The organism is Microbacterium sp. (assembly GCF_036277215.1).
GTDB lineage: Bacteria > Actinomycetota > Actinomycetes > Actinomycetales > Microbacteriaceae > Microbacterium.
Genome location: NZ_DASUNI010000294.1, coordinates 1 through 5119, shown reverse-complemented (window position 1 = coordinate 5119; position 5119 = coordinate 1). Strand labels below are relative to the sequence as shown.

6 protein-coding genes are annotated in these 5119 nt (G+C 69.5%); 4 read left to right on the top strand and 2 right to left on the bottom strand.

The annotated features are described in order from the left end of the window. Positions 1-501 (bottom strand): pyridoxamine 5'-phosphate oxidase family protein (locus VFX99_RS14365; protein WP_329666976.1); only part of this gene is annotated, 501 nt, incomplete at its 3' end. A gap of 61 nt (positions 502-562) precedes the next feature. Next, on the bottom strand, positions 563-1393 hold the full coding sequence (locus VFX99_RS14360; protein WP_329666975.1) for a DUF1206 domain-containing protein: 831 nt from the start codon (positions 1391-1393) through the stop codon (positions 563-565). Positions 1394-1444: 51 nt separating this feature from the next. Here VFX99_RS14360 and VFX99_RS14355 point away from each other — a divergent pair, with 51 nt between their 5' ends. From VFX99_RS14355 to VFX99_RS14340, 4 genes are all read left to right on the top strand, one after another. Then, a complete protein-coding gene (locus VFX99_RS14355) occupies positions 1445-3277 on the top strand; it encodes a lipase family protein (RefSeq protein ID WP_329666974.1) in 1833 nt (610 codons plus the stop codon). Positions 3278-3384: 107 nt separating this feature from the next. Then, positions 3385-4371: a transcription termination factor NusA gene (gene nusA / locus VFX99_RS14350; RefSeq protein WP_329666973.1), complete on the top strand. Its 987-nt coding sequence runs from the start codon at positions 3385-3387 to the stop codon at positions 4369-4371. Positions 4372-4413: 42 nt separating this feature from the next. After that, positions 4414-4686 (top strand): YlxR family protein, encoded by a 273-nt coding sequence (locus VFX99_RS14345; RefSeq protein ID WP_329666972.1) that lies wholly within the window; start codon positions 4414-4416, stop codon positions 4684-4686. A 58-nt stretch (positions 4687-4744) separates the two neighbouring features. Further along, the coding region (locus VFX99_RS14340; protein ID WP_329666971.1) for a translation initiation factor IF-2 N-terminal domain-containing protein at positions 4745-5119 on the top strand (375 nt) is incomplete at its 3' end.

Genomic DNA, 5119 nt, shown 5'->3' with positions numbered 1-5119 from the left:
GCGGAGCTGCTCGTTGCGCATCGTGTCGTCGGGAGTGTCCTTGGTCACGAGAGCCTTGAGCATGCCCGCCGCCATGACCAGCTTGCCGTGCTTGGGCTCCCAGAACTCGGCCTCGACCGGAGTGACCTTCAGCAGCGCGATGCCCGGGGTGTCGAGTCCGTCCTCGAACCAGATGTCGAGGGAGGCGGTGTAGAGCTCCTCCATCTTCGCCCGATCGTGCACCACGCGTGCGCGACCCGCGACGGACACGAAGCGCATGCCCTTCGAGTCGAGGTACGCAAGGCCCACGTCATGATCGGCTTCGACCTCGTCGACCTTCTTGGTGTCCTCCGACGTGAAGAACCAGATGGCTCCGCTTTCGTCCATCTGCCGGGTGCTCATCGGTCGTGAGACGAGGCTGCCGGCGGGGTCCTGCGTCGTCAGCATCGTGAAGTCGATGTCTTCGACGAGTTCCTTCAGTCGCTCGATCGCGTCGGTCTGGGTCATCGGTTCATCAGCCATGGGTGAAGGCAAACACGCGTTGCGCGTCCTCGACAGGGGTTGACAGGCCGGATGCCTCGGCCTACTCCGGATCGAGCCGCGCGAAGCGCGCGCGGAACAGGCAGAACACCCCGTAGGCGACGAAGCCGACACCGACGACGCCGACCAGCAGCGGCCCGTAGGCGAGCGCCAGCAGTGCACGGAGCGCTCCGTCCAGACCGCCCGCGGTATCGGCATCCGACCTCACGGCGGCGACGATGAGCAGGGCGCCGAGCACCACGAGCGCGATCCCCTTGGCGATGAAGCCGACGAGTCCGAGGCCCGCGATGCTCCGACCTATGCCGTGGCGTGGGATCTCGATCTTGTTCCGGAACGAGCGGCGCACGCCCATCGCGATGAACGCGATACCCGTGATGCCGATTCCCAGCCCGACGAGTCCGAGGACGATCGGTCCGCCGGGGATCGAGAGCAAACCGCGACTCGCATCCTCGGCGGCCTCCTCGGCGTCCACGCGTGCGCCGAGCGCCACCGCGGCCGCGATCAGGCCGAGGGCGATGAAGATCACCGCCTGCCCCCACGTTCCGATGCGTGCACCCCACTTCTTCGCGAAGCCCTGCGTGTCATCCGACAGCGCCCGCGTGAGGATGCCCTCGAGGATCTGCCAAAGGCCCAGTGCCCACAGGGTGACGGCGATCAGCCACAGCACCGCGAAACCGAGCGGTGCGCTCGCGATGGCCATGAGCGCGCCGCCCTGGTCGGTCTCACCGTCTCCGCCGAACGCGACGACCAGCGCGATCACGCCGATCAGGATGTGCACCAGGCCGCTGGCCGCATACCCGGCGCGAGCGAGCACGCGGAAAGGGGTGTTCTCCTCCGCCTCCTGGGCGACACGTTTCGGTGCTGCGGAGTCCACCGGGTCAGCCTACGTGTCGGATGGACCCGACCGGCGCTCTAGGATTCCCGCGTGACCGTTCAGAACGCGCCCGCCGTCCGCGGGCCGCGCGTGCGACGTCTGCTGCGGCTGATCGAGGCCGCCCCGGCGCCCGTGGTGCTCGTGGTCGGAATCGTCGTCCTGTTCTTCGGCGTCTTCATCGTCACGCGGCCGCTCACCTCGCTCTGGCTCCTCGCGGTCCTGGTCGGAGTCAGCGCGATCGTCGCCGGCGTCATCGACCTCGCGGACTCGAGACGGGCGGCGCAGCTGTGGAGCCGCGTCGTGTCGGTCATCTGGATCATCGGTGGGCTGGCAGTGCTGGTCTGGCTCGGGCGCAGCATCGAGCTGCTGCCGACCGTGCTCGGGCTGCTGCTGATCGTCGGCGGCGTGGGCTCGCTGGCGGCGGTCGGCCGAGGCCGGGTCAGCGAGCGCGTGCTCGCGGTCGCGTCGGGCGTCGGTCAGCTGGTCTTCGGGGGTCTGGCCCTGCTGTGGCCCGACTTGACGCTTCTGATCGCTGCGGTCCTGTTCGGCATCCGCACGGTCGTCTACGGCGCGTCGCTGGTCTGGCGGGCCGGTCGCCGCCTCGCCGGAAAGCCGGCCCGCCTCGGCGAGGGTGCGCGGACGCGGCGCGGGCTGCTGCTCGCCGACGCGGCGCGCTACGCGCTGGCCGTCGGCTTCCTGGTGTTGGCGGGCTCGGCGTGGTGGGTCAACAGCTGGCTGGCCGACGGGTCCCCGGTCGTCGACGCTTTCTACGACGCCCCGGAGACGCTTCCCGACGAGCGGGGGGAGCTGATCCGCTCAGACGTCTACGCGGGGGCACACCCGGCCGGGGGAACGGTGCGTCGCATCCTGTACAGCACGACCGACCGCCGCGGCGTGCGCGCGGTTGCGAGCGCCCTCGTGATCGCGCCCATCGATGCCCCGCCCGGCGCTCGACCGGTCATCTCGTGGAACTGGGGGACGACCGGCGTCGCCCGCGGGTGCGCGCCGAGCCTGATGGACACGGCTGCGACGCACTGGGCCATTCCCGCGGTCGAGCAGGCGCTCGCGCGCGGATGGGTCGTCGTCGGCTCGGACTACACCGGCCGCGGCGCGGAGGGCAGCTTCCCGTATCTGATCGGCGAGGGCGAGGCGCGCTCCAGCCTCGACGCGATCCGCGCCGCAGGACAGCTGGAGAACCTGCGGCTGTCCTCGGACGTGGTCGTGTGGGGACATTCGCAGGGCGGGCATGCCGCGCTGTGGACAGAGCCGGTCGCGGCCGAGTATGCACCCGAGCTGCACATCCTCGGCACCGCGGCGCTGGCGCCCGTCACCGATCCCTTCGCCATGGCGCGAGAGCTCACGCAGCGCGACGCCGGCGCCGAGCTGTCCATCCTCGTGTCCTGGGTTCTCGTGCCGTACTCGGACGTCTATGTGGATGTCGCGGTCGAAGACTACGTCGCGACATCCGGTCGTGCGATCGTCCGCGAGATGACGCAGCGGTGCCTGAGCGAACCCGGACTGTTCGTCTCGGCGATCACCTCGCTCGGGGTGTCTGCCGATCGGCCGCTCTATCCCGCGAATCTGACCGGCGGCCCGCTCGGTCGACGGCTGCTGCAGAACGCGGCCGTGGGCCCGTGGGAGTCGCCGGTGCTCCTGGCGTGGGGTCTGCGCGACGAGGTGATTCCGCCGGCCCTGCCGGAGCGGTTCGTCGCCGACCTCTGCGCTGCCGGGGCGGACGTCCGCTGGGTGCCCTACGCTGCGGCGGATCATCGATCGCTGATCGGCCCGTTCTCGCCGTTCCTGCCGACCCTTCTGCGCTGGACGCAGGCGCGCATCGACGGCGACGAACGTGTGGTCACCGACTGCGCGCAGCTTCCGACGTGACCGCTCCCGCCCGCGGGAGTTCTCCCAGGCCGCGCGCCGGGGCATCCGGTACCGTTGAGGGATGCCGCGCGTGACGCGTCGGTGAAAGCTGAATAGGGAGGTCACTTGTGGACATCGATCTGTCACTGCTGAGGACGATTGAGCGAGAGAAGGAGATCCCCTTCGATGAGCTCGTGCGCATCATCGAGCAGGCGATTCTGACCGCCTATGCGAAGCACACCACGGCGACCGGCGAACTGCCCGAGGGTGCCCGCGCCGTCCTCGACCGCAAGACCGGCCATGTCGCGATCTTCGTGCCGCTGATCGACGACGAAGGAGCAGTCATCGGCGAGGAGGAGACCACCCCCGACGACTTCGGACGCATCGCGGCGTTCGCAGCCAAGCAGGTGATCAGCCAGCGCCTGCGCGACATCGCCGACGACGCGGTGCTGGGCGAATTCCGCGGCAAAGAGGGCGACATCGTCGCCGGAGTCGTGCAGCAGGGCCCGAACCCCCGGATGGTGCACGTCGACCTGGGCTCCGTCGAGGCGATCCTCCCGCCCGAGGAGCAGGTCGCCGGCGAGGAGTACACGCACGGCTCCCGCCTGCGCGTCTATGTCACTTCGGTCGCCAAGGGCACGAAGGGTCCGCAGATCACCGTCTCGCGCACCCACCCGGGTCTCGTTCGCAAGCTCTTCGCGCTCGAGGTTCCCGAGATCCACTCCGGACTCGTCGAGATCGTCTCGCTGGCACGCGAGGCGGGGCACCGGACCAAGATCGCGGTCCGCGCGAACGACCCGACGATCAACGCGAAGGGCGCGTGCATCGGCGAGCTCGGCCGCCGCGTCCGCGCCGTCACAGAGGAGCTCGGCGGCGAGAAGATCGACATCGTCGACTACGACCCCGAGCTGGCGAAGTTCGTCGCCAACGCGCTGTCGCCGGCGAAAGTGACCTCCAGCTTCATCCTGGACTCGTCGACCAAAGCCGTGCGCGCTCTCGTGCCCGACTACCAGCTCTCGCTCGCGATCGGCAAGGAAGGTCAGAACGCCCGCCTCGCCGCCAAGCTCACCGGCGCGAAGATCGACATCCAGCCCGACAGCGTGCTGGACAGCTGACGGCGGCCGCCGTCCGGCGAGCGCTCAGCGCAGAGGTGTAAGATGGATCCCGTACGAACGTGCGTCGGTTGTCGCGTGCGTGCCCCCCGGTCCACACTCCTGCGAGTCGTGGCCGTCGATTCCACTCTCGTCCTCGACGAGCGGGCATCGATGCCGGGAAGGGGTGCGTGGGTGCATGAGACACATGAATGTGTGGATGCCGCAATCCGGCGCCGCGCTTTCGTGCGGGCATTGCGTGTGTCAGGTCCTCTGGATACGCAGACCTTAGAGAAACGGCTGAACGGCTATGGAAAAAAAGTGAACGGCTCGAAATGAGACCCGTCCGCAACTGAGGTCTGCCCTGCCTGGGTGGACCAACCCAGACAGGAGAATTGTGGCTGCCAAACCACGCGTACACGAGATCGCATCCGAACTCGGTGTAGACAGCAAGATCGCTCTTGCAAAGCTCAAGGAGCTCGGCGAATTCGTCAAGAGCCCCTCATCGACCATCGAGCCCCCCGTGGCTCGCAAGCTGCGCGCCGCCCTCGAGGCCGACGGCGCGGCCAAGGCTGCGGCGAGCGCCGCGCCCGCGCCGGCGTCCGCCGCGGCGCCGAGCGGCGCACCTCGCGCGACCACGGCCCGCCCCGGCGCGCCGCGTCCCGCGGCAGCCGCCCCCGCCCCGGCCCCTGCCGCTCCCGCGCCGATTGAGGCCGCTGCGGCGGCACCTGCCGTAGCACCGGCACCAGCAGCTGCTGCGCCTGCGGCTCCC

Coding starts and splice junctions, on each gene's coding strand:
- VFX99_RS14345 (WP_329666972.1), top strand. CDS start 4,414: ATGGATCCCGTACGAACGTGCGTCGGTTGTCGCGTGCGTGCCCCCCGG.